This is a genomic window from Streptomyces sp. PCS3-D2 (genome assembly GCF_000612545.2).
Taxonomy (GTDB): domain Bacteria; phylum Actinomycetota; class Actinomycetes; order Streptomycetales; family Streptomycetaceae; genus Streptomyces.
In genome coordinates this window covers 7,177,065-7,199,162 of the sequence record NZ_CP097800.1, presented here as the reverse complement: position 1 = coordinate 7,199,162, position 22,098 = coordinate 7,177,065, and the positions used below count along the sequence as shown (strand labels likewise).

Below are 22,098 nucleotides of genomic sequence, written 5' to 3'. Positions count from 1 at the left end.
TCGTACCTCACGCGTCTCCGCAGCCGTGGCGGTGCAGCGCGTACAGGGCGGCAGCGGTGACCGCCCCCGCGGTCAGGAAACCGCCGCGCGAGCGCCAGGCGAGCACCGACCAGCGGGACCGCGCGGACAGTACCGAGCCCAGGCTGAGCCAGGACCCGGCCGAGAGCAGCGAGAGGGAGGATCCGGCGGACGCCGCGGAGAGGGCGGAGCCCACGGAGCCGACGGACAGCACCGAGCCGACCGATCCGATCGACAGGACCGAGCCGACGGACCCGATCGACAGGACCGAATCCCTGGACCAGAGGGAGAGGCCGGAGCTGCCACCCCGGCACCGCGACCGGGCGCCCGCCGACCCGTGCCCCGTGGCCGCTGTGATCTGCGCGCTTTCGGTGGTCATGGGGTTCGTCCTGTCACTCGCACGGCCGTCCGTGGCCGCTATTCCTCGGAAGGAAGCAGGTCCCGCGCCCTGCGCTCCATCAGTACCGGCAGGTAGGTGCGCACCCGCGCGTACTTGAGCTCCTCGTACGCGGTCTGTACCGAGCTCTGCACCAGGCCTGCGTCGACCTGCGGGTGCGCCTTCATCAGCCGCTCGGCGACGGCGCGGATGGTGAGTGCGTCCTCTGAATCCGCGGTCACACGCCTCAGCCTCCCGGTGGATCCCCTCACCTCATCTTCGCGGAGCGTCCTCCGGCCGGGAAGTCGATCACCGGCCGTCCTGGGCCCCGTCCGTGCGGTGGCGGGCCGCCTCGATATGGCCGAGGTAGCGGTGGGTCCACGCGCACAGGGAGTCGATCGTCACCCGCAGGGCCTGACCCGGTTCGGTGAGCACGTACTCCACCCGTGGCGGCACCACGGGGTACACCGTCCGCTCGATCAGACCGTTGCGTTCCAGCATGCGCAGGTTCTGGGTGAGCATCTTGTGGCTGATGCCCTCGACGTCGTCGCGCAGTTCGCTGAAGCGCAGGGTCCGCTCCCCCAGGGCCTCGATGATCAGGAGCGCCCACTTGTTGGCGACGTCCGAGAAGATCTCCCGCGCCAGGGAGTCCGCGCGCCGCAGGTCCGCTTCGTCCGGCGAGCCGCTGAACTGCTTGGTCACCATGAGGTTCCCCCGTCACTGAAAAGTGCGTTCTTCCACGTCAGCGTTCACTCTCCTACGGTTCCTGAGTAACCACAAGAGAGCCAAAAGAGAGGGACGGCATGGCCATCACCCTGATGAACCCCACCGGACTGCCGGAGATCGGCGCCTACCGGCAGGTGTCGGTCGCGACCGGGTCGAAGCTCGTCTTCGTCGCAGGGCAGGTGTCCTGGGACGAAGACGGGGCGACGGTCGGCGCGGGCGACCTCGCCGCACAGGTCGAGCAGTGCTACCTCAACGTCGGCATCGCCCTGGCCGCGGTCGGCGGTTCCTTCGCGGACGTGGCGAAACTGACGGTCCACGTCGTCGACTGGACCCCCGACAAGATGCCCCGGCTGATGCAGGGGATCGCCCGGGCGGCCGCGAAGCTGGGGGTCACCCCGGTCCCGCCGGCCACGCTCCTGGGCGTGGCGGCCCTGGACGTGCCCGAGCACCTCGTGGAGGTCGAAGCCACCGCCGTCCTGGACTGACCGGGCCCGGTCGGCGGCCCCGGGGTGCGTCGGTCACCAGGTGGATCCGACGTGTCCCGGGCCGGCGGACCGAGGCGGAGACGGGACGGATGTACGCGCGGCGCCGCAGCCTCAGCCCCGCCGGGTGACGGGATCCGGTACGGCCGCCCTGCGGGCGTGCAGCACATGGGCGTCCAGCGGCAGGGAGCTGTGGCCGACGAGTTCGAGGCCGGCATCGGCCAGGAGGCGGGCGTAGTGGTCGGCGCGGCGTTCTCGCCCCCCGACGTTGCACAGCATGTGCAGGTCCCAGGCGGTGGCCAGGGAGGGCGAGCCGTCGGCGGGCAGGAGGCGCTCCACCACGAGCAGGTCGGCGTGGGTGGGCATCGCACGGGCGCAGTGCCGCAGGATGGCCCGGCAGCGGTCGTCGTCCCAGTCGTGCAGCACGCGGGAGAGGACGTAGACGTCGCCGCCGGGCGGCACGTCGGCGAAGTCGCCCACCTGGTAGTCGCAGCGCGCTCCGCAGCCTCCGGCGTCGAGCCGGCGGCGGGCGGCCTCGACGGCGTGCCGCCGTTCCAGCAGGACGCCGCGCAGGCGCGGGTGAGCGGAGAGGATCCGGCCGAGGAGCTCTCCGTTGCCGCCTGCGACGTCGACGACAGTCGCGGGCTCGGGGGACTGGGCGGCGGCTGTGATGACCGGGTGGGTGGGGAGCGGCTGGAACATCCGTGCGCTCGCCGCCATGGACTGATCGAAGAGCGAAGCGAGTTCGGGGTCGCGGGCGAAGTGGTCGAAGTGGTTCTCCCCGAAGATCTGGTCGAAGGCCGGCTGTCCGGTGCGCACCGCGTGGTCGAGGCCGCCGAAGGAGCGGTAGAACGGGCCGCCGTACATCAGGGCCAGTGGCCGCATCGAGCCGGGCGCGTCCGCCCGCAGCAGAGCGCCGAGTTCCGTGAGGCGGAATCCCTCCCGCTCCTCGGCGACGGCGCCGATCATGGCCAGGTGGCGCAGCAGCACGGCGAGGCTTCGGGGCTGCGCGCCCGTCCGCCGGGCGAGGTCCTCGGGGCGGGACGCGGTACGGGTCTGCAGGGCGTCGGGCAGGCCCAGACGGGCGAAGGCGGCCAGTGCCTGGGTCGTCCACGCGCCGGTGAGCAGGTGGAGGAGCGTTTCGGCAGGCGGTCGGGCATCGGGACGGGCGCGGCCGAAGCGGTCCGGGCGGTCCAGATGGGCGAGCGTGTCCCGGTGGTCACCGCGGGCGTAGAGTTCCAGCCGCCCGTAGGCGCAGGACGCCTCGGTGGGGAGGGTGAAGTAGAGGACCGTACCGTCCTCGTGCGGGTTGTAGCCGCCGCCGTCGGGCCTCGCGCCGTGGCGGACGAGGATCGCGCACAGGCCCCGCAGTGCCACTGGTTCCGGGTGATCGATCTCGAAGGCGAGGTGCGCCTCGTGCCGGCGCGCGCGTTCGTGGGCGGCGATCCCTTCCAGGCCGGAATGCGGAGGCACGGTCAGGGCGAACACCTCGACCGCGCGCCGTTGCCCGGCGGAGCCGTACACCGGGGGGCGCAGGATCCGGACGTCGAGCTCCGCCGGGTCGCGCCCGTGGCGGCGGGCGAGCCGTTCACGGACCACCACGCTCGGGTGGGACGGGGTGTCGATGTCCAGTTCGCAGGCGGCGAGTTGGGCGCGGAGGCCTTCCACGTCGGGCGGAAAGACCAGCAGCCCCGCGTGGGCGAACCGGCAGCGCCCGGCCAGCGCGCGGAGGTCCGGCCCGTCGAGTCCGGGCAGGAGGAGCGGGAGCAGGTCGGCGCTGTCGTGCTCGCGGACGAACCGGGCGGCCGCGCGCAGGTCTGCGACGTCGTCCGGAAGCAACGTTTTGTCGGGCAGGGTCGTCGTCATCGTGGGGGTGTCCTCGGGCCGGTACGGGGCTGAGCAGGGTAGGGCGAAGCAGGCGGAGGGCTGAGCGTCACGGGAGGCGGCGCGGGAGGGGGCGCGGGAGGGGGGACCGGGGAGGTGCGCCGCGGCGGGTCACACGCCGACGTAGTTCTCGGCGAACCAGTCCTGGTGGATGCGGGACGTGCGCAGCGAGTTGAGCCGGGAGCGCTGGAGACCGGCCTGGAAGTGCGGTCCGGCACCGGCGCCCGGGCTCCCTTCGGGTGGCGCGTGCAGGAGGCGGGTCATCCATCCGGTGAACTCCTGCGCCCGCCAGATGTACGCCAGGCACCGGTCCGAGTACGCGTCGAGTCCCGCGGTGTCCCCCCGCAGGAGGGCGTCTGCGAGGGCTTCCGCCAAGATCTCGGCCTCCAGGACGGCGAGGTTGGCGCCCTTCGCGGCGGCCGGGGCGAGCAGGCTCGCCGCGTCGCCCGCCAGCAGCAGCGAACCGTGCCGCAGCGGTTCGACGACGTCGCAGGTCAGGTCGAAGACCCCGCGTTCCAGGAGTCGGCCCCGTTGCAGCGGGCCGTGGTCCGCCGCGCGCATGCGGAGGTCGAGCTCGTCCCAGAGGCGCTGCTCGGGCCAGGCGTCGGCGGGCGCGCCGCGCTGCCACTGGAGGTAGTAGCGGGTGACGTCCGCGGTGCGGGCCATGTGTCCGGCGAAGCCCCGGCCGTGGACCGCGTATCCGACGGCGTCGAGGCTCGGCGGCGTCTCGGCGAGCAGGCCGAGCCAGGTCACGCCGTGGTCGTGGTGGTGGTAGCGGGCGGTGCCCGGCCGCAGTGAGCGGCGGGCGGCCCCGTGCCGGCCGTCGCAGCCGGCGACGTACCGGGCGTTCCACCGGATGGAACGGCCGTCGGGCTCACGGGTCGTGACGGACGGCCGGGCGCTGTCGGCGTCGTGCACGGCGAGCGCGTCGGTGTGGAAGCGGATGCGTCCACCGATGTCGAGGTAGTGGGTCAGCAGGTCCGTGACCAGGTTCTGCTGCGGGTAGACGTGGTGCCGACCGCCTTGGCCGAGAGTTCCGTAGTCGAGGCGGAACCGGCCGTCCTGCGTGCGGAACTCGCATGCGCCGTGGCGGCGGCCGTCGCGGTGCAGGCCGCCGGCGAGGCCGTGGCGGTCCAGGATCCGCACGGTGTTCGGGGCGAGGAACCCGGCGCGGGCCCGCGTCTGCACCCGGGCGCGGGAGGCGCGTTCAAGGATGAGGCAGTCGATCCCGGCGGCGTGCAGCAGGACTCCGAGTACGAGCCCGGCGGGGCCCGCTCCGAGGACCACCACGTCGGCCGATCTACAGGATGTGTGAGGGTCGTTACGTTCCGTCATAACGGCTGAAGCATAAGCACGCGTAGATCCACCGACCTACCCAAGCCATCCGAAGGCGGGAATAAAGTGACTATCGGTACGGCTGTCGCCACCCGGCAAATCCGGGCCCCCAGGCCGGATTCCACGCCCTTCCGGTGGTACGCGCCGGGCGTACGGAAGCACGCGCGCTCTCGCGCACGCCCCACCGTGTGCCCGGCCGTTCGGCCTATCGCCCCGGCCCGGCACCCGACGGATTCCGAGCTCCGCTGAACCCGGCGCCGCGCCCGTACGTGATGTTCGCGTCGGCCGGCGATACGAGGGAGAACCACCCCATGCACAACGAGGAATCCGAGACCCCGGCGGGGCCCGCACTCACGGCCGCCACTGCCGCCCCGACAGCGAGCGCGGTGGGCGGTGACGTGCTGATCGCGAACCGCTACCGGCTGCTGTCCCGGCTCGGCGCAGGCGGCATGGGCACCGTCTGGCGGGCCCGCGACGAGACCCTGCACCGGGAGGTCGCCGTCAAGGAGGTGCGGGTTCCGGCCGGCCTGCCGGCCGGTGACATCGCACGGATGTACGGTCGGTTGGAGCGGGAGGCGTGGGCGGCCGCCCGGATAGGCGGCCGCAACGTGGTGACGGTTCACGACGTGGTCATGGAGGACGACCGGCCGTGGATCGTGATGGAACTGATCCGCGGGCCGTCGGTGGCGGATCTGCTGTGTGCCGGGGGACCGCTCGCCCCGCGGCACGCCGCACGCATCGGCGCGGAGGTGTTGGGCGCGCTGCGCGCCGCGCACGCCGTCGGGGTCGAGCACCGGGACGTCAAGCCGGCGAACGTGCTGCTCTCCGAGGACGGGCGGGTGGTGCTCGGCGACTTCGGCATCGCGACGGTCGAGGGCAGCACCGCCCTGACCATGGCCGGCGAGGTCGTCGGATCCCCCGAATACCTGCCGCCGGAACGGGCACTGGGCCGTCCGTCGGGCCCGGAGTCCGACCTGTGGTCCCTCGGTGTGATGCTGTACGCGACCGTGGAGGGGATCTCGCCGTTCCGGCAGGACACCGTGCTGGGCACCCTGCGGGCCGTGGTGGAACAGGAGCCGCCGTCGCCGACGCGGGCCGGCCCGCTCACCCCGGTCATCGCCGGACTGCTCCGCAAGGAGCCGTCGGAGCGGACCCCCGCCGCCGAAGTCGCCGCAGCCCTGCGGGACATCGCGCAGGGGACGGATGCCGCCACGGCCTCCTCCCGCGTCGTCCCGGCCCCCGCGCAGACCGCCGAAGGGACGGCCTCGGCGACGGCCACCGTCGTCTCCCGCGCACCGGAGGAGGTGTCCGCCGGGCGGCAGGACGCGCCCGAGCCGCCCGCCGGGCCCCGTGCGGATTCCGGCCCGCCGCGCCGACGCCGGACGGCGGCCTTCGCCGCCGGCGCGGCCGCCTGCCTGCTGGTCGCCGGCGGTCTGGCCCACGCGCTCACCCGCGACGACGGTGGCGCCGGCACCGCCGCCGCAGCGGGTGCCGGCGTACGGATGTCGGTGACGGGCACGAACACGACCTACAGCGGCAGTTGCCCGACTCCCGAGGGCCGGGCCCCGGCGTTCACCGCGACGTTCAGCGCGTCCGAGCCCACGCTGATCTCCTACCGCTGGGTGTCCGGCGACGGCTCGGTGGTGGACCCCCAGTGGCGCACCATGTCCGTCGGCGGCGAGGCCAACCCGACCGGACGCGACACCGTACGCCTGGCGGCCTACGCGAAGACGGGCACCCTGACCACGGGGATGGCGGTGGAACTCCAGAGCCCCGCCCGGGTCCTCTCCCGCCCTGTGCCGTTCTCGATCACCTGCACCGGCTGAATCCCCCGTCCGCCTCAGCGCCGCAGGTCGCGCAGGACCTCGCGGGCGGCCCGCGCGCCGGAGGCCATCGCGCCCTGGACGGAGCCGGTGGCCCGGTGGTCGCCGCACACGTACCGGCCCGGCGCCACCCGCGTGGTGCGGGTCAGCGCCTGGGGCGGTGCCATGGCGGGCAGCGCGTCCTCGACGGTGCGGACGGTGAGGAGGTCCCAGCCGTCGGTGTCCGTGCCGTACGCCTCCGCGAGCGCCGCCCGGAGCTCGCGCTCGCGGCCCTGGCCGTCCCTGCCGAGGACCGAAGTGGCGACGAGACTGCGGCCCCGCGGGGCGTAGGAGGGCACGACCTCGCTGAGGACGCAGGTGTTCAGGAAGCGGCGGCGGGTGTCCACGAGCAGCGTGGGTTCGCCGAGGGGCGACCGCTCGGCGACGTGGTAGTACGTCGTCACGATCCGGTAGTCGGGCAGGGCGACCTGGGGCAGCAGTGCCGGAACCGTCCCCGGGCCGGTGGCGACCACGACGGCGCGGGCGGGGACCTCCGCGCCCTCGGCGGTCAGGACGCCGTGCTCCGTCAGCCCGGCCGCCGGGGTCTCCAGCCGTACGGTGCCCTCCGGCAGGCCGGTCGCGAGGGCCCGCGGGACCGCCCCGATGCCCTCGGCCGGCAGGCACACGGTCCCGCGCAGCATGCTCCGCCACACCAGGTGGAACACCCGGGCGGAGGTCTCCAGTTCGTCCTCCAGGAAGACCCCCGCCAGGAAGGGGCGCAGGAACCTCTCGACGAATTCCTCGGAGAGCCCCGCCTCGGCCAGTGCGGTGCGGGTGGCGGTGTCCGGACGCCGTTTGATCCGGCCGGGGGGCAGCAGCATGTCGCGGGCGGACAGCAGGCCGAGGGCGGTCAGGTCGCGCGGTCCGGCCGTGCGGACCGCGCGCAGTCCGGGCAGCGCGCGCGGCCGGCGGGTCGGGTCGCTGAAGCGGAGCCGACCCGCCGGGGTGTGGACGAGGAAGCCCGGTGTGAAGGGCCGCAGCCGGAGTCGCTTCAGGTCGAACCTGCGCCGCACCTGGGGGTAAGCGGTGTTGAACACCTGGAACCCGCGGTCGACGACGAAGCCACCGATCCGGTCGGAACGCATCCGGCCGCCGACCGCGTCGCCCGCCTCCACGACCCGTACGCTCACGCCGGCCGCGGCCAGATCCCGGGCGCACGCCAGCCCGGCGACTCCGGCCCCGACGACCAGTGCGTCCGTCGCCTCCAGGGCTGAAGACATACGACCACCTCTCTCACATGTCGCTCCGATACGGCCCGCGCCGCCCGTTCACTGTGTTCCGCTCATCGCCCGGACACGGATGCGACACCGCCCGGGGGCCCGGCCGCCGCCCGTCCGGCCCCCCGCGGCCCCTCTCGTGCGCCCCTGCCGCCGCGCCCGCCGGCCACCGCATGCGATCCTTCGAGCATGACGACGAGACGACGGGGCCAGGCCGAACGGGACGCGATGACGGTCGAGATCGGATACGCGCTGCTGAGCGCCTGCTTCCTCGGCGCCGTCGTGTTTGCGGCGATCGCCGGGCCGGTCGCCGTGTGGGACCTGCCGGGCGGGTTCGAGGACTTCCTCGTACTGGCCGGCGCGTCGATGGGCGGAGTCCTCGGGGCGCTTCGGGTCGTCCACGTCCTCTGGCAGCACGGACGCAATCGCTAGGACCGTGCCGTCCGCAGGGTGCCGGGGCCGCGCTGCCGGGCGCCGCGCCCGGAGCCGCGTACGGGCTCCGGGCGCGGCAGCAGGTGTGTCAGGCGCCGCCCACGGCCATGGCGGCGGTCATCTCGGCGAGGACCGTCCGGCGGTCCTCGCCGGCCCGGGGGCGCAGGGGTCGGGCCAGGCGAGCGCTGTCGTAGTGCCAGCGGTGGTCCAGATCGCGGGGGACGGATCCGATCTCGTCGAAGGCCGGCCGGGTGCCCGAAAGTTCCGCGAGATCCTGGGCGAGGTCACGCCAGGAGACGTGGCCGCTGCACGCGTTGGCGATCCCGTGCACGGGGCGGTCCAGGCATTCGGCCACCGCGCGGGCCAGGGCGGCCGCATGCACCCAGGCGGCGCCGTACCAGTCGTGTCCGCCGGTTCCGGGACGCGGGAGTTCGATCGGCAGACCCTGACGGGCCGCCTGGTACAGGGAGCCGATGGCGCCCCAGCGCAGTTGCTCGCGCAGCCGGTCGTGCGCGCCCCAGACGATCGGCGACCGCACCGCGCTCGCTCCCCCGCGTCCCGCGCTGCCCGCGGCACGCAGCACCATGGCCTCGCAGTCGAGCTTGGCCTTCCCGTACGGGCTGACCGGCTCGTGGGGCGGTGCCTCCTCGGCGACCCGGTCCGTGCCGGGGTGCCCGTAGGCGTCGACGCTGCTGACGAAGACGAACGGTCCGCGCCGCCAGGCGCCGACCATCGCCTCCATCGCCGCCAGGTCCACGTCGTGCCGGGTGAAGGTGCAGGCAGCGTGGACGACGGCGTCCGCCTGTGCGACGGCGTCGCGCAGTCCGGCCAGGTCGGTGAGGTCGCCCTCGACGACGTCGACGCCCTCGGTGGCGATCAGGTGGGCGGACTCGGGCCGGGCCAATGCCAGCACCGGACGCCCCTGGGCCACCAGTTCACGTACCACGAAGGCACCCACCCCGCCCGTCGCGCCGGTGACCAGCACCGTCCCGGGGCGGGCGTCCCGGGAGCGCGGGGCCGGCCGGCTCGCAGCCTTCGCCGCATTCTGCTGCGCGGCCCGTTCGTCGAGGAGCGCGGTCAGTGCCCGGGGCGTACGGGCCTGGAGCACGTCGAGGCCCGTGAGCGGCAGCCCGAGGTCCGTGCGCAGCCGTTCGGCGAGCTGCACCGCCTTGAGGGAGTGGCCGCCGAGCCCGAAGAAGTCGTCGTCCGGCGACGGCCGGACGCCGAGCACGCCGGTGAAGGTCTCCAGGACCGCTTCGGCCCGGGGGCCGGGCGGGAGGCTCTGCACCGGCGCCCCGGGCAACCGTGCGGGATCGAGCGCGCCGCCGGCCGTCCGCGGCAGCGCGTCGAGCAGCGTGACCGCCGCGGGTACCGTCTCGGGGGCGAGCGACCGGCGCAGCAGACCCAGGAGTTCGTGACCGGACGGGCCGGTGCTGTCGTGGAGGACGGCATAGGCCACGGAGGGCCCGTGGGGGAGCCGGACCACCGCGGCATCGGCGACCTTCGGGTGGGCGCGCAGGGCCTGCGCCGCCGGATGGGGGTCGCCCTGCGGCGCCGAGCCGTCCCGGGCAGCGGCGCCGGCACCCGGGTCCGGATCTTCCTCCCCGCCGGCGGGCCGTGGCGTGCCGTGGTCCGGGCCGGCGGCCGCCGGCTTCCGCGGTGCGGCGGAACCGGCGTTCCGCCCGTCCGCGTCCGCGTCCACGGCCCCGGCTCCGGGGGCGCGGCCGTGGCGGGCGGGGAGCAGCGAGCCGAGGGGCCGCTCCGGGTCCGCGGCCACCGCGTGGAGCAGGTCCGCGTAGTCCTGTACGGCCGCCTGCGCCGTGCCCTCGTCCAGGGTGTTCGCGTCGTACTGGACGAGCGCCTCGGGCCGGTCGGCGCTGCCCAGGGCGAGGCCGTACGACAGGGTGAACTTCGCGCCGTCGGAGGGGATGTCGACGTACTCGGCGGACGTACCCGGCAGCTGGAGCACGGTCGGCTCCCCGAGGACGTCGGAGGTGACGCGCACCAGCGCGGTCCCGTCGGCGCCGCGCGCCCCGGCGCCGAGGCGTTCCAGGACCAGGTCGAAGGGGATGTGCCGGTGGCGCTGGGCTTCGAGGAGCGCGTCGTTCACGCGTCGCAGCAGCTGGGCGAAGGACAGGTCGCCGGAGACCTCCACCCGCACGGGCAGGGTGTTGACGCACAGTCCGACCAGGCCGCGCATGGCGGTTCCGCTGCGGTGGGTGCCCGCCACGCCGATGACGAGGTCGTCGTCGCCGGTGAGCCGGTGCAGCGCGGCGAAGGCCGCGGTGAGGGACACCGCGAAGAGCGTGGCCCGCCGCTGCGCGCCCAGCGCCCGCAGGGACTCGGGCACGGCGGGCGCGAGGGGCAGGCTGCGCGCTGCTGCGGGGCGCCCGGCCGCGTCCGGCGCGTCCGGCGTCGGCCCGGGAAGGCTCGGTGGGGCGGCGTCCGCCAACAGGTCGCCCCAGCGCTTCAGGTCCGCCTCCAGGCCTGGCAGGCCGTCGTGTTCGCGGCGCGCGTGGTCGGCGTACTGGGGCGCCGCCGTGAGCGTGTGGGTGTCGGTGCCGTCGGTGGCCGCCGCGTAGAGGACGGCGAGTTCGGCGGCGACGGTCTCCAGCGAAACGCCGTCCATGGCGATGTGGTGGAACGTCAGCAGCAGGGTGTGGTCCTGCGGGCCGTGGCGCAGCACCAGCGCCCGTACGGCGTCGCCCGCCGCGAGGTCGAACGGCCGGGCCGCCTCGCGCCGCAGCAGCACCGCAGCCTGCGCCGGGTCGGTGTCGACCACGCGGACGGGGACCGTGTGCGGTGTCGGGAGCACCTCCTGCCGGGGCTCGCCCCCGTGCTCCGTGTAGCGGGTGCGCAGGATGGTGTGTCGGGCCACCAGCGAGGTGAGCGCGGTCGCGAACGCGGCGGCGTCGAACGGGCCGCGCACGCGGGTGGCGAACGGTACGTGGTAGGAGTCGCCCGCGCCGCCCAGCCGCTCCATCAGCCACATGCGGCGCTGGGCACGGGACAGGGGTGCGCCCTCGGCCTGCGGTGCCCGGCCGGGCCGGCCCGCGGCCGGGGCGCCGGCAGCCCTGTCGGGGGCGGTGCCCCCGACGGTTCCGGCGTCGGCCGTCGTGCGCCGGGCCGTTCCGGCGCGGGCCCGGCGCAGCAGTTCCCGCTGGAGTTGCTGCCGGTCGCGGGCCGCGGGGTCGGCGTCAGTGGGCATCGCTGTGCTCCGGGGTGTCGGGGTGGAGGTCGCGGTGGGCGGCCAGGAGGGCGCGTTCGACCAGCGCGGCCTGTGCGGCGACGGTCGGTGCGGCGAAGAAGTCGGCGAGGGGGATCTCCACGCCGAGTTCCTCGCGCAGGTCCTCGGTGACGGCGAGGGCGAGCAGGGAGTGTCCGCCGAGCAGGAGGAACTCGTCCTCGGCGCGGGTGACCTCGATCCCCAGTGCCTGCCCCCACACCTCGGCGACGGCCTGTTCCAGCGGTGTCATCCGGGCCGCCGGCTCTCCGCCGGCAGCGCTGTCGGCGGTGCAGGGGGCGCGCCCGATGAGGGCGCGCCGGTCGATCTTGCCCGCTGGGGTGAGGGGAAGCCGCTCCAGCACGGCGACGGCGTCGGGCACCAGGTGGGCCGGCAGGACGGTGGTGAGGCGCTCCCGCAGGGCGGCTCCGGCGGGCACCGGGCCGGGCGCGGCGACGACGAAGGCGACGAGGCGCGCCTCGGGGGTGCCGCCGCCGTCGACGGTGACGGCGGCGTCGTCGACGTCCGGCTGCTCGCGCAGGGCGTGTTCGATCTCGGCGGGTTCGATGCGGAAGCCTCGGACCTTCACCTGGTCGTCGTTGCGGCCGTGGAACTGCAGGACACCGTCGGGGCGTCGGGAGGCGATGTCTCCCGTGCGGTAGAGCCGGCCGCCGCCGTCGGGGTGCTCGACGAAGCGTTCGGCGGTGAGTTCGGGCAGGCCGGTGTAGCCGTGCGCGAGCCTGCTCCCGCCGATCCACAGTTCGCCCCGCTCCCCGTCGGCCACCGGGTGTCCGGCGGGGTCCAGGACGTGGGCCGTGGCCCCGTGGACGGGCCTGCCGATCGGTATCTGCGCGTCGCAGTCCTGCGCGGTGACCCGGTGGGCGGTCGCGAAGGTGGTCGTCTCGGTCGGCCCGTAGCCGTTGACGAGCTCCAGCCAGGGGAAGGCGGTGAGCACGTCGCGGGCCTGTGCGGCGGCCATTGCCTCGCCGCCCACGACGACCGACCGGAGCTGGGTGAAGACGCGGGAGCGGCGCGCGGCGAGTTGGTGGAAGAGGGCCGTGGTGAAGAAGGCCACCGTCACGCCGTGGCGTTCCACCTGCCGGGCGAGGTCCTCCAGGGAGGGCCTCTGCTCGGTGCAGACGACGACCGCGGCGCCGTTGGCGAGCGCGACCCAGACTTCGAACGTCGAGGCGTCGAAGGTCATGGGCGAGTGGAACAGGACGCGGTCGCGGCCGGTGAGGGTGACGTAGTCGGGCTCGGTGACCAGCTCGGCGATGGCCCGGTGGGGCACGAGGACGCCCTTGGGGCGGCCGGTCGAGCCGGAGGTGAACATGATGAACGCCGCGCCGTCCGGGTCGCAGCCGTCGGCCGCCCGGCCGCCCGTCAGCGGCTCCTCGGGCAGGGCGAGGGCAGGGCCGGGGAAGGGGGCCGCGTCCAGCAGCTTCGCGTCGCCGACGGTGAGCGTCACCTCCGCGTCGGCGATCACCGCCTCCGTGCGCGGCCGGGGCTGCGCCGGGTCGAGGGGTACGCACGCGGCTCCGGCGAGCCAGAGGCCGAGCTGGGCGACGACCGTGCGGTACGAACGCGTCGTCAGCAGAGCCACTCGGTCGCCGCGGGTCACTCCGTGTCCGCGCAGGCGTGCGGCCAGGGCGTGCCCGGCCTGGAGGAGGCGGCCGTAGGTGAGGGTGGTGTCGCCGTCCACGACGGCGAGTGCGTCGGGGGTGAGCTCGGCGTGCCGCGCGACCAGGGCCGGCAGCGTGGTCGCGGACTGCGCGGCGGTCGGGGTCATGGCGGGCTTCGTCATGTCAGTTTCCTTCCGGGTGCGGGGTCCGGCGGCGGTCGATGAGGGCGGCGACGGCGCGCAGGTCGGTGCTGCGCAGCAGTTCGGGGGCGCGCAGGCGCACTCCGGTCTCGCGTTCGACGGCGGCCAGCAGTCGGGCGGCGATGACGGAGGTGCCGCCGGCATCGGTGAAGTTGTCGCCGAGGCCGAGGCCGGCTCCGGGCCGGCCGAGGAGCTCACGGGCGGTGGTCAGCACGAGCAGCTCGGTCGCGGTGCCGGTGGCCTCGGCCGGGTCGTGCGCGGTCCCGGCAGCGGGCGCCGCGTCGGCCGGGACCCCGGTGGCCAGCTCGGCCAGGGCCGCCAGGGCGGGGCGGTCCACCTTGCCGTTGGCGTCGAGCGGAAAGCCGTCGACGATCCGGACGGCCGCGGGGACGGCCTGCTCGGGGAGCCAGGAACGGACCGCGTCGAGGAGCTCGCCGGGCGCCGGGCCGGTGCCGTCGGCGGGCCGTACATGGGCGACGAGACGGCCATGGCCGGAGCTGTCGCGCAGCACCGTGACGACGGCGGTGCGCACGCGGGGGTCCTGCTCGAAAGCGGCTTCCACCTCGGCCGGTTCGATCCGCACTCCGCTGATCTTCACCTGGTCGTCGAGGCGGCCGAGGAAGTCCAGGCTGCCGTCGGCGTTCATCCGTACGCGGTCGCCCGTGCGGTAGACGCGGTCGACCTCGGACAGCGCCGGATCGCTCGGGGGCGCGGTGAACCGGGCCGCGGTGAGTTCGGGATCGAGGTAGCCGAGCGCCAGGCAGTGGCCGCCGACCCGCAGTTCGCCTTCCTGGCCACGGGCGACGGGGCGGCCTTCGGCATCCGTGACGACGAGGGTGACGCCGGGCAGTGCGGTGCCGATCGGGGGCGGGGTCCGGTCGCCGGCCTGCGGGTCGGTGCCGCGCATGGTGTGGGCGGTGGTGAGGACGGTGGCCTCCGCCGGGCCGTAGGCGTTGTGGACGGTGGCGGTGACGTCGCTGCCGGGGCGGCGGCGCATGCGGTCTCCGCCGACGACGAGGTGACGCAGCTTCAGGCCTTGCGGCCACGGCCGGTCCAGCAGCGGTTCGACGGTGGGGGTGGCCGCCACGGCGTGGGTGAGGGCGGTGTCGCGCCACCAGTCGGTGAGGACGTTCGAGTCCCAGCGGGTGTCGTCCGGGGCGGGGACGAGGGCGGCTCCCGCGGTCAGGGCGGCCCACAGTTCCATCAGGTGCGGGTCGAAGGCGACACCGATGAGCAGGGACTGGCGGTCGCCCGGTGCGAGGCCGGTCTCGGCCCGGTACCAGTCCAGGGCGACGGAGAGCGAGGACTCGGCCACGGCCACTGCCTTGGGGCGGCCGGTGGAACCGGAGGTGAGTACGGCGTACAGGGCGCCGTCGGGGGCGGGCCGGGTGCCGCCCGTGGGGCCGGCGAAGGCCGCCACCGGGGTGGCGGGGGCGTTGACCCCGTCGACGGGCAGCGGCAGCGGGGTGTGCTCCCCGCCGCGGTGCTCCGGGGGCAGGGCACCGGGGTCGCCGACGAGGCACGCGACGTCGAGGTCCTCGGTGACGGCCCGGATACGGCGTTCGCCGGGGCGGGGACCGAGCGGCAGGTAGACCGCACCGATCCGGGCCAGGGCCACGGCGGTCACCACCAGGGCGGCGGAGCGGTCGAGGCAGACGCCGACGAGGTCGCCGGGCCGGACGCGGTCGCCCAGGGCTGCCGCGACCCGCGTGGCAGCGACGTCGAGGTCCTGATACGTCCAGGTCCGGGTGGAGTCGATCACTGCCGGGGCCTGCGGGGCGCGCCGGGCCCACTCCTCGAAGCGGGCGAGGACGCTGCTCGGTGCGGCGGCGGGCCCCTGGGCGATGCTCGGCCCGGTGCCCGGGAAGGCGTCGAGGCCGGTGTCGTGGGGGGTGGTGGGAAGGGCTGTTGCGGTCGGGGACTGGATCATCACGACTCCGTGGAAAGTGCGGTGGTGGCGAGGGCGGCGGCCTGGTCGGCGAGCACGGGATTGCGGAAGAGCACCTTCAGCGGCGGGCGGGTGCCCAGCCTGGGCTCAAGCCAGGCGGCCAGCTCGGCGGCCAGCAGGGAGTGGCCCCCGCTGTGGAAGAAGTGGGAGCCGGTGTCGAACCGGCTGTGGCCGAGCACCTTGCGCCAGCCTTCGATGAGCAGGGCCGTCATCGGATCCCCCGAGGCGGCGGGCGTCGGCTCGGGCCCGGTGCCGGCCGGGGCGCCGGACTCGCTGCCGGACCCGCTACCGGTGTCGGAATCGGGTGCCACGGTCCCGCCGGGTTCGAGCGCGGCGGCGCGGCGGGACAGGGCCGCACGGTCGGGCTTGCCTCCGGCGAGGGTGGGCATGCTCTCCAGCCGCGCCCAGCGGGCCGGGACCAGCGGGCCGGGAAGGCGGCGGCTCAGCTCGGTGTGCAGGGCCTTCTCGTCGAAGGCGGCACCGTCGGCTCCGCCAGCCCCACCGGCCCCGGCTCCGTCGGCGAGGAAGCCGACCAGCCGGGGGCCGCCGGGGGTCTCCCGGTCCAGCACGACGGCGCAGGAGCGGCCGCCGAGCACCGCGGAGGCCGCCGCCTCGATCTCCTCCAGTTCGATCCGGTGACCGCGCAGCTTGATCTGGTTGTCGCGCCGCCCGAGGAAGTACAGCAGACCGTCCAGACCGCGGTAGCCCAGGTCACCGGTGAGGTAGACGCGCTGCCCGTCGAGTGCGTCGACGGTGACGAACCGGGCGGCGGTGGCCTCCGCGTTGCCCGCGTAGCCCTCGGCGAGGCCCGGCCCGGCGACGGCGAGTTCGCCGACCGCGCCGGACGGCAGAGGGCGGTGGTGGGCGTCGAGGACGTGGATCCGCTCGCCCGGGAGCTCGGTGCCCAGGGGGATCTCGGCCCCCTCGGCGAGGGCGTCGCGGGAGATCTCGTGGACGGTCGAGCTGATGGCCGCCTCCGTGACGCCGTACACGTTGAGCACGGTGGCGTCGGTGTCGGCGAGGATCCCGCGCAGCGCCTGCGCCGGGAGGCGTTCGCCGCCGAGGACCAGGAGCCCGGGGGTCCAGCTCCCGTCGCGCAGGACCGGGCGCAGGTCCTCCCGGGTGGCGAGGAAGTAGCTGGTGGGCAGGTTGGCGACGGTCACCCGGGCCGACGCGAGGAGTCCGGCGAGTTCCGTACCGGTGGGCACCTCCTGCTCGGGCAGCACCAGGCACGCCCCGGCGTACAGGGTGGGCAGGACCTCCTCCAAGGACACGTCGAAGGACGGCTGGGCGAACATCAGGACCCGGTCCGAGGTGGTGAGGCCGAACCGGTCGGCGGTGGCGGTCAGATGGTGGACCAGCGCCGCGTGGCCGACGGCGACGGGCTTGGGCGTCCCGGTGGAGCCGGAGGTGTGGATGACGTATGCGGTGCCGGGCAGTTCGACGGTCCCGTGTGCGGGTGGCAGTACGGGGGCGTCGATCCGGGCGGTCGGCAGTCCTTCCGGCAGGTCCGGGGCGTCGTCGCCGGTGAGGACGATCGCGGGGTCGAGCCGCTCCAGCAGCAGGCCGAGCCGGGCCGGCGGGTCGGACGGGGACAGCGGGCAGTGGACGGCGCCGGTCCGCAGGCAGGCGAGCAGGGCGACGACCGCGTCGGTCCCCCTGGGCAGGACGGCGGCCACCGGCCGGCCGGGGGTCACACCGGCGTCCTTCAGCCGCTCGGCGAGCGAGCCGACACGTGCGTCGAGTTCGCCGTAGGTGATGCGGCGGGCACCGCACAGCAGGGCGGGCAGGGACGGGTGGTGTGCGGCCGCGGGGTCCAGCGGATCGCGGTCGGCCGGGACGGTCGGGGCCTCGGCGGCCGGCTCGGCAACGGTCGGGGCCAGGTCGGCCAGGGGCGTCGTGGGACGGTCGAGATAGGCGCGCAGCAGGTCGAGGAAGCGGCCGGAGACCAGACGGGCGACGTCCTCGCCGAACAGGTCGGCGTCGTAGTCCCACACCAGCGTCATGCCGGGCGCGCCGTGGCGGGTGGTGACACCGCGCCGGTCGTCCGGGAGCAGGACCACGTCGAGGTCGAAGCGGGTGGTGCCGGTGTTGAAGCCCTCGAAGAGGGTGATGTCGAGGCCGGGTACGTCGATCTCGGGAAGGGGTGCGTCGTGGGCGCTGAACATGACGGAGAAGAGCGGGTTGTCGGCGCCGGAGGTGTGCATGCCGAGGGCCCGGGTCAGTTCCTGGACGGGAACGTCCTGGTGCGGCAGGGCCCGGATGAGCGTGTCGGTGACCTCGTCCATGACGTCCTGGGCGGGGGCGGTGCCGTCCAGGGCGATCGCCAGCGGGATGGTGTTGACGAACATGCCCACGGCGTCCTCGTATCCGAGGGGACGGTTGCCGACGGCGGTGCCGATGACCATCCGGGAGCGACCGCTGTGCCGCCGCAGGAGCTCGGCGAACAGTCCGAGGAGCGTGGCGAAGGGGGTCAGTCCCCGGGAACGGGCGTGCTCGCGCAGGCGTTCGGCGAGATCGGCACCGATCGTCTGGCGCAGCTGTCCGCCGTGGTGCCGCCGGCGGGCGCCGGGGCGGGTCAGGCCCGGCAGCGGCATGTCGTGCTGCTGGTCGAGCAGTTCGGTCCGCCAGAAGTCCAGCGATGCGCCGGCGTACCCGGCTTCGGCACGCTCCCGGACGTGGTCCTCGTACGACGAGGCGGGCGGAAGCTCCAGGGGCTCGCCGAGCACATGGGCGCGGTAGACCCGGAAGACGTCGTCGAGCAGGATCGCGAAGGAGTGCCCGTCGTGGATCAGGTGGTGCTCGACGTGGACCAGCCGGTGGTGGTGCTCGGACAGCCGTACGAGGGTCCAGCGGATCAGCGGTGCCTCGAAGGTGTCCAGCGGGGTCTCGGCCTCGGCGCGCAGGAGGCGGGCGAAGGCCGCCTCGGGGTCCTCCTCCGTGCTGAGGTCGCTGGTGCGCAGCCTCGGCGCACACTGCGGCGCGACGCGCTGTGCCGGTACGGAGCCTGCGGAGGCGACGAGTTCCAGGCGCAGGCCGGGGTGGCGCGCCAGCGTGGCGGCGAGCCCCTTGTGCAGCGCCGCGGGGTCGAGCGTGCCCCACAGGTCGAGTGAGGCGGTGAAGTTGTAGGCGCGACTGCCGGGCTGCATCTGCTCGTGCAGCCAGACGATCTCCTGCGAGGAGGAGAGGGGAAGCATGGGCGATCCCTGAGGTTGTGGGTCGGTCTTCGCGCCGGTCACGGTCGTGTCCGGTGGTCGTGCGGGCGGCATCGCGGGTCGCACGATGCCGTTGTCTGCGTGGGGGGATTGCCGTGGGGGCTCGGGGTGCGGGCGGCGGCGGGCGTATCGGGGGCCGCGGTCCGGGGGGGGCCGCGCCGGTACGGCGCGGCTGGGCGCGGTGGGGTGGAGTGGGGGCGGGCGCGGGGCGTTCGACTGCCGGGGGCGCGCGGGGCGCCAGCGGGGCGGCGGTCGGCCCGGATGGCGGGGCGGCCGAACGTCCGGGCGGCGGCGGGGGCGCCCGGGCAGCAGGATCACTGCACGGTGTGGTCCGAGGGGCGCAGCGCGTGCGTCAGCGCGTCGAACGCCCGGTGCGCGCCCTCGTCGTCGATCACCGCCCGGTCCCACACCATCCGCAGGCGGATCTCCTCTCCCTGGGTGACCGAGACGGCGAAGGGCCCGCGGACCGGCCTGCCGTCGACGTGGACTTCCCGCCCCTCGACGCCGTCGAGCACGAGCGGCGGGCGGCGTGTGTCGTCGTCCACCGTGAGCAGGCCGTCGAGGCTTCCGGTCCAGGCCGAACCGGCGGCCCGGACGGCGGTCACGACCGCGTCGAACGGGACGTCGGCCCGGTCGAGGTCGTCCCACCAGGCATCGGCGGTCGCCTCCGGACCGGGGCCGGGACCGGTAGCCGTGTCGGTGCCGGTGTCGACCGGGAAGGCGAGGGTGTTGAGGAAGCAGCCGACGACGGGCTCCGCTCCCGTGGGGCGGCCGCCCCACGGGTAGCCCAGCGGGACGATGCGGCCGGTGCCGTACAGCTCGCGGGCGGCCGCGCGGCAGGCGTCGAGCAGCCCGGGGAAGGACACCCCGCCGTCGTGCGCGGGCAGCCGGGCCTGCGCGGCGCCGCTGGGCTTCGCGCCCTCGGCGACCCGGTCCGGCCGGGGTGCCGGGGCGTGGGTGCGCAGCGCGCGGAGCCGGTCGGCCCAGTAGGCGGCCGCTTGGGGAGTCTCCGCCTTCTCCTCGGCCGCGAGTTGGCCGAGGACCGCGTCGCGGTAGGCGGTGAGTTCGGCTTCCGTCTCCCCCGGTGCGGTGTGGTGCCCGGTGGCCTCCTCGGTGTAGGCGGCGCCGAGTTCGCCGACGATGCGCGCCAGCGAGCGTCCGTCGCAGACGGCGTGGTCCAGGACGACGGCGACGATGTCCTCCTCGCGCTCCTCGTCGGGTACGAGGAAGAGGCGCAGGGAGGGCCCTCGGACGTCCCAGGAGCCGAGCGCGCGGCGGAGCACGGCGGCGGGCGACTCCCCCGCTACGAGACGCCCCGGCCGGGTCAGACGGATGTCCGGGGCGGCGGCGACGCTCAGGACGGGGGTGCCGCGGACCACGGAGGGCCGGGAGCGCAGGGCGGTGTGCCGGGCGGCGAGCCTGCGCGCGGCGGCCCTCAGGCGTTCGGGATCGACGATGCCCGACGGGAAGGCGAAGAACATCGGTACCAGGTCGGGTCGTCCCGCCGGGTCCAGCGAACGCACCAGCACGAAGCGGCGCTGTGCCCCGGTGACCGGGAGCAAGGTGTCGGACCGGTCGCCGGCGAGACGCCGGTAACGGGCCAGGTACTGGCTGGTGATGCTGGGCACGTGGTCCTCTTCGTCGTGGCCGCGCTCGCGTGGCACGGTGCGGCGGCTGGGCGGCGCTCCCCCTGCGCCGTGGATCGGTGGTCAGCCGGCGGGTGTCACGGCCGGGCGTTCGTCGTCTCCGGCGGGGACGGTGCCGCAAGGTGCCCCGTGGGCGGTGCCGTCGGCGGTGTCGGCGTCCGGCGGGGCGGGCAGGTCCCGCATCCCGCGCAGCGGGGAGAGGAGCAGCGGCAGGGGTACGGCGAGGATGCCGACGGCGCAGCAGGCGAGCGCGGTGCGTGAGCCGTAGGACTGGGCGAGGGCTCCGCCGAGGAGCGCACCGAGCGGGAGGGTGCCCCACATGAGGAAGCGCAGGGTGGCGTTCATCCGGCCGAGCAGGCGGGGCGGGCACATGCCCTGGCGGAAGCTGACCTGGGCGACGTTGTAGACGACGGCGCCGAAGGAGACGACCGCCGATCCGGCGGCGAACAGGGCCGCCCCGGCCGTGCCGTGCCCGGACAGGGGCCACAGCAGTGCGAACGGGCCGGTCACGAGGAGGGACAGCAGGATGACGCGGGCCTGCCCCAGCCGGTCGGCGATGCGTCCGGCGCACAGGGCGCCCAGGAGGCCGCCCACGGCCGACGCGGACAGCACCAGGCCGAGTCCGCCGGCCTGCAGGCCGACGACGCGGACCAGGTGCACGGTCTGCGTCGCCATGAGGACGGCTGTGCAGAAGTTGGCGAGGCCGGTGGTGAAGGCGATGACCCGGAGCAGTGGGTGGCCGAATATGAAGTGGACGCCCTCGCCGATCTCCTTGCGCAGGGAGCCCCCGGCGGTGCGTCGGGGCGCCTCTTCGGTCGTGTGGACACGGGCGAGGAACAGTGCGGAGAGCAGGTAGCCGACGGCGTCGACGATGACGGCGAACTGCGCGCCGACGAGCTGGACGAGTCCGCCACCGATGCCGGGTCCGGTGACGTGGGCGGTGGAACGGACCGTCTCCAGTGCGCCGTTGCCCGCCACGAGTTGGTCACGGGGCAGGATCTGCGGCAGGTAGCTCTGATGGGCGACGTCGAAGAACACGGTCGCCACTCCGGTCACGAGCGCGACCGCGTACAGCTGGGCCATGGTCAGGACGCCGCCGAACGCGGCGGCGGGGATGCTCGCCATGGCCACCGCGCGCACCAGGTCCGCGCGGATCATCAGGGGGCGTTTGCGCATGCGGTCGGTGAGTGCACCGGCGGGAAGCCCGACGAGTAGGAAGGCGGCGGTCTCGGCGGCGGTCAGGAGGCCGACCTGGAAAGCGGGGGCGTCGAGTACGAGGACGGCCACGAGGGGCAGCGCCACCAGCGTCACCTGGGCGCCGAACTGCCCCGTGGCGGCTCCCGCGAGCAGCAGGCGGAAGTCGCGCTGGCGCATGGGGCCACCGGTGGCGGCTCCGGATGTGTCGGACATGTGAACGACATTCACGGATCCATCGATCAAGAGTCAAAGCAAACCTGTCACTTTCGGACTTGTTTTGCGGCCTCCCGGGCATGCATCTGGAAATTTTTCGCACAACGCGAGGTAAGACGACGTGAATTCCTGTCGCTTGCGCACATGGCCTGGGGCGGGTGGGGCAAGGGGGACAAGGGGGCCTGGTGAGGCGACAGGCGGCCACCCCTACCCTGAGTAACAACCCACACCCTGGCCGAAAACCCTCCTCCGCAGCTGCACCACCGCGGAGGAGATCATTCCGTCCGTTATGAACACCGTTGGGGACAGCGGAAGTTGTCACGACGGGCCGTCTCGCCGCACACGGGACGCCGCGCCGGAGGAGGTGGGGCCGATCGAACCCGCATTAGCGGGCGGTCCTGTGCCGGAGCGGGCACCGGGGGGCTGCGCCGGCATCGCCCTCCCGCGGCTCGCAGCAGCCGAGCCGGTCCCCGGTGGGCTCGCGGGCCGGGAGGAGCACCAC

At 74.6% G+C, this 22,098-nt stretch carries 15 protein-coding genes; 3 read left to right on the top strand and 12 right to left on the bottom strand.

Translation table 11 applies throughout. The annotated features are described in order from the left end of the window. Positions 1 to 7: 7 nt before the first annotated feature. The 3 genes from AW27_RS32255 to AW27_RS32245 form a co-directional block, all read right to left on the bottom strand. Positions 8 to 397, bottom strand: coding sequence for a hypothetical protein (locus tag AW27_RS32255; protein ID WP_052030680.1), 390 nt, complete (start codon positions 395 to 397; stop codon positions 8 to 10). Positions 398 to 435: 38 nt separating this feature from the next. Then, positions 436 to 636, bottom strand: coding sequence for a three-helix bundle dimerization domain-containing protein (locus AW27_RS32250; RefSeq protein ID WP_052030678.1), 201 nt, complete (start codon positions 634 to 636; stop codon positions 436 to 438). A gap of 67 nt (positions 637 to 703) precedes the next feature. After that, positions 704 to 1,099 carry a winged helix-turn-helix transcriptional regulator gene (locus AW27_RS32245; RefSeq protein ID WP_037922321.1) on the bottom strand — a complete coding sequence of 132 codons (396 nt, stop codon included), beginning with the start codon at positions 1,097 to 1,099 and terminating at the stop codon, positions 704 to 706. Between the two features lie 98 nt (positions 1,100 to 1,197). Between AW27_RS32245 and AW27_RS32240 the strand changes: the two genes are divergently transcribed. Next, positions 1,198 to 1,605: a RidA family protein gene (locus AW27_RS32240; protein WP_037922319.1), complete on the top strand. Its 408-nt coding sequence runs from the start codon at positions 1,198 to 1,200 to the stop codon at positions 1,603 to 1,605. Positions 1,606 to 1,716: 111 nt separating this feature from the next. On the opposite strand, the gene AW27_RS32235 is transcribed toward AW27_RS32240, so the two are convergent. Both AW27_RS32235 and AW27_RS32230 read right to left on the bottom strand, forming a co-directional pair. Then, positions 1,717 to 3,468: a methyltransferase gene (locus AW27_RS32235; protein WP_037922317.1), complete on the bottom strand. Its 1,752-nt coding sequence runs from the start codon at positions 3,466 to 3,468 to the stop codon at positions 1,717 to 1,719. Between the two features lie 129 nt (positions 3,469 to 3,597). After that, a complete protein-coding gene (locus tag AW27_RS32230; protein WP_172671334.1) occupies positions 3,598 to 4,821 on the bottom strand; it encodes a 4-hydroxybenzoate 3-monooxygenase in 1,224 nt (407 codons plus the stop codon). A gap of 311 nt (positions 4,822 to 5,132) precedes the next feature. Between AW27_RS32230 and AW27_RS32225 the strand changes: the two genes are divergently transcribed. Next, positions 5,133 to 6,647, top strand: coding sequence for a serine/threonine-protein kinase (locus AW27_RS32225; protein ID WP_078556513.1), 1,515 nt, complete (start codon positions 5,133 to 5,135; stop codon positions 6,645 to 6,647). 14 nt (positions 6,648 to 6,661) lie between these two features. Here AW27_RS32225 and AW27_RS32220 read toward each other — a convergent pair whose 3' ends face one another. Further along, positions 6,662 to 7,903, bottom strand: a complete 1,242-nt coding sequence (locus AW27_RS32220; RefSeq protein ID WP_037922313.1) for an NAD(P)/FAD-dependent oxidoreductase — start codon at positions 7,901 to 7,903, stop codon at positions 6,662 to 6,664. A gap of 186 nt (positions 7,904 to 8,089) precedes the next feature. Between AW27_RS32220 and AW27_RS32215 the strand changes: the two genes are divergently transcribed. Then, on the top strand, positions 8,090 to 8,332 hold the full coding sequence (locus AW27_RS32215) for a DUF6332 family protein (protein WP_037922311.1): 243 nt from the start codon (positions 8,090 to 8,092) through the stop codon (positions 8,330 to 8,332). 88 nt (positions 8,333 to 8,420) lie between these two features. Here AW27_RS32215 and AW27_RS32210 read toward each other — a convergent pair whose 3' ends face one another. From AW27_RS32210 to AW27_RS32185, 6 genes are all read right to left on the bottom strand, one after another. Further along, on the bottom strand, positions 8,421 to 11,540 hold the full coding sequence (locus AW27_RS32210; protein WP_037922310.1) for a condensation domain-containing protein: 3,120 nt from the start codon (positions 11,538 to 11,540) through the stop codon (positions 8,421 to 8,423). Further along, positions 11,530 to 13,359 carry a non-ribosomal peptide synthetase gene (locus tag AW27_RS32205; protein ID WP_052030675.1) on the bottom strand — a complete coding sequence of 610 codons (1,830 nt, stop codon included), beginning with the start codon at positions 13,357 to 13,359 and terminating at the stop codon, positions 11,530 to 11,532. The genes AW27_RS32210 and AW27_RS32205 overlap by 11 nt, the downstream gene beginning before the upstream one ends. A 1-nt stretch (position 13,360) precedes the next feature. After that, on the bottom strand, positions 13,361 to 15,307 hold the full coding sequence (locus tag AW27_RS32200) for a non-ribosomal peptide synthetase (protein ID WP_037922307.1): 1,947 nt from the start codon (positions 15,305 to 15,307) through the stop codon (positions 13,361 to 13,363). After that, a complete protein-coding gene (locus tag AW27_RS32195) occupies positions 15,307 to 18,522 on the bottom strand; it encodes a non-ribosomal peptide synthetase (RefSeq protein ID WP_037922305.1) in 3,216 nt (1,071 codons plus the stop codon). Before AW27_RS32195 ends, AW27_RS32200 begins: the two co-directional genes overlap by 1 nt. A 332-nt stretch (positions 18,523 to 18,854) precedes the next feature. After that, the gene (locus tag AW27_RS32190; protein WP_304949939.1) at positions 18,855 to 20,204 is read right to left on the bottom strand and encodes a condensation domain-containing protein; all 1,350 of its coding nucleotides are present in this window, start codon (positions 20,202 to 20,204) and stop codon (positions 18,855 to 18,857) included. A 45-nt stretch (positions 20,205 to 20,249) separates the two neighbouring features. After that, positions 20,250 to 21,596, bottom strand: coding sequence for an MFS transporter (locus AW27_RS32185; RefSeq protein ID WP_052030673.1), 1,347 nt, complete (start codon positions 21,594 to 21,596; stop codon positions 20,250 to 20,252). Between the last annotated feature and the right edge of the window lie 502 nt (positions 21,597 to 22,098).

Bases quoted from the DNA above. Each gene is read 5' to 3' on its own strand.
- AW27_RS32230 (WP_172671334.1), bottom strand. From the start codon at position 4,821: ATGACGGAACGTAACGACCCTCACACATCCTGTAGATCGGCCGACGTG.
- AW27_RS32200 (WP_037922307.1), bottom strand. From the start codon at position 15,307: ATGATCCAGTCCCCGACCGCAACAGCCCTTCCCACCACCCCCCACGAC.
- AW27_RS32240 (WP_037922319.1), top strand. From the start codon at position 1,198: ATGGCCATCACCCTGATGAACCCCACCGGACTGCCGGAGATCGGCGCC.
- AW27_RS32245 (WP_037922321.1), bottom strand. From the start codon at position 1,099: ATGGTGACCAAGCAGTTCAGCGGCTCGCCGGACGAAGCGGACCTGCGG.
- AW27_RS32195 (WP_037922305.1), bottom strand. From the start codon at position 18,522: ATGCTTCCCCTCTCCTCCTCGCAGGAGATCGTCTGGCTGCACGAGCAG.
- AW27_RS32235 (WP_037922317.1), bottom strand. From the start codon at position 3,468: ATGACGACGACCCTGCCCGACAAAACGTTGCTTCCGGACGACGTCGCA.
- AW27_RS32215 (WP_037922311.1), top strand. From the start codon at position 8,090: ATGACGACGAGACGACGGGGCCAGGCCGAACGGGACGCGATGACGGTC.
- AW27_RS32225 (WP_078556513.1), top strand. From the start codon at position 5,133: ATGCACAACGAGGAATCCGAGACCCCGGCGGGGCCCGCACTCACGGCC.
- AW27_RS32210 (WP_037922310.1), bottom strand. From the start codon at position 11,540: ATGCCCACTGACGCCGACCCCGCGGCCCGCGACCGGCAGCAACTCCAG.
- AW27_RS32205 (WP_052030675.1), bottom strand. From the start codon at position 13,359: ATGACGAAGCCCGCCATGACCCCGACCGCCGCGCAGTCCGCGACCACG.
- AW27_RS32255 (WP_052030680.1), bottom strand. From the start codon at position 397: ATGACCACCGAAAGCGCGCAGATCACAGCGGCCACGGGGCACGGGTCG.
- AW27_RS32220 (WP_037922313.1), bottom strand. From the start codon at position 7,903: ATGTCTTCAGCCCTGGAGGCGACGGACGCACTGGTCGTCGGGGCCGGA.
- AW27_RS32185 (WP_052030673.1), bottom strand. From the start codon at position 21,596: ATGTCCGACACATCCGGAGCCGCCACCGGTGGCCCCATGCGCCAGCGC.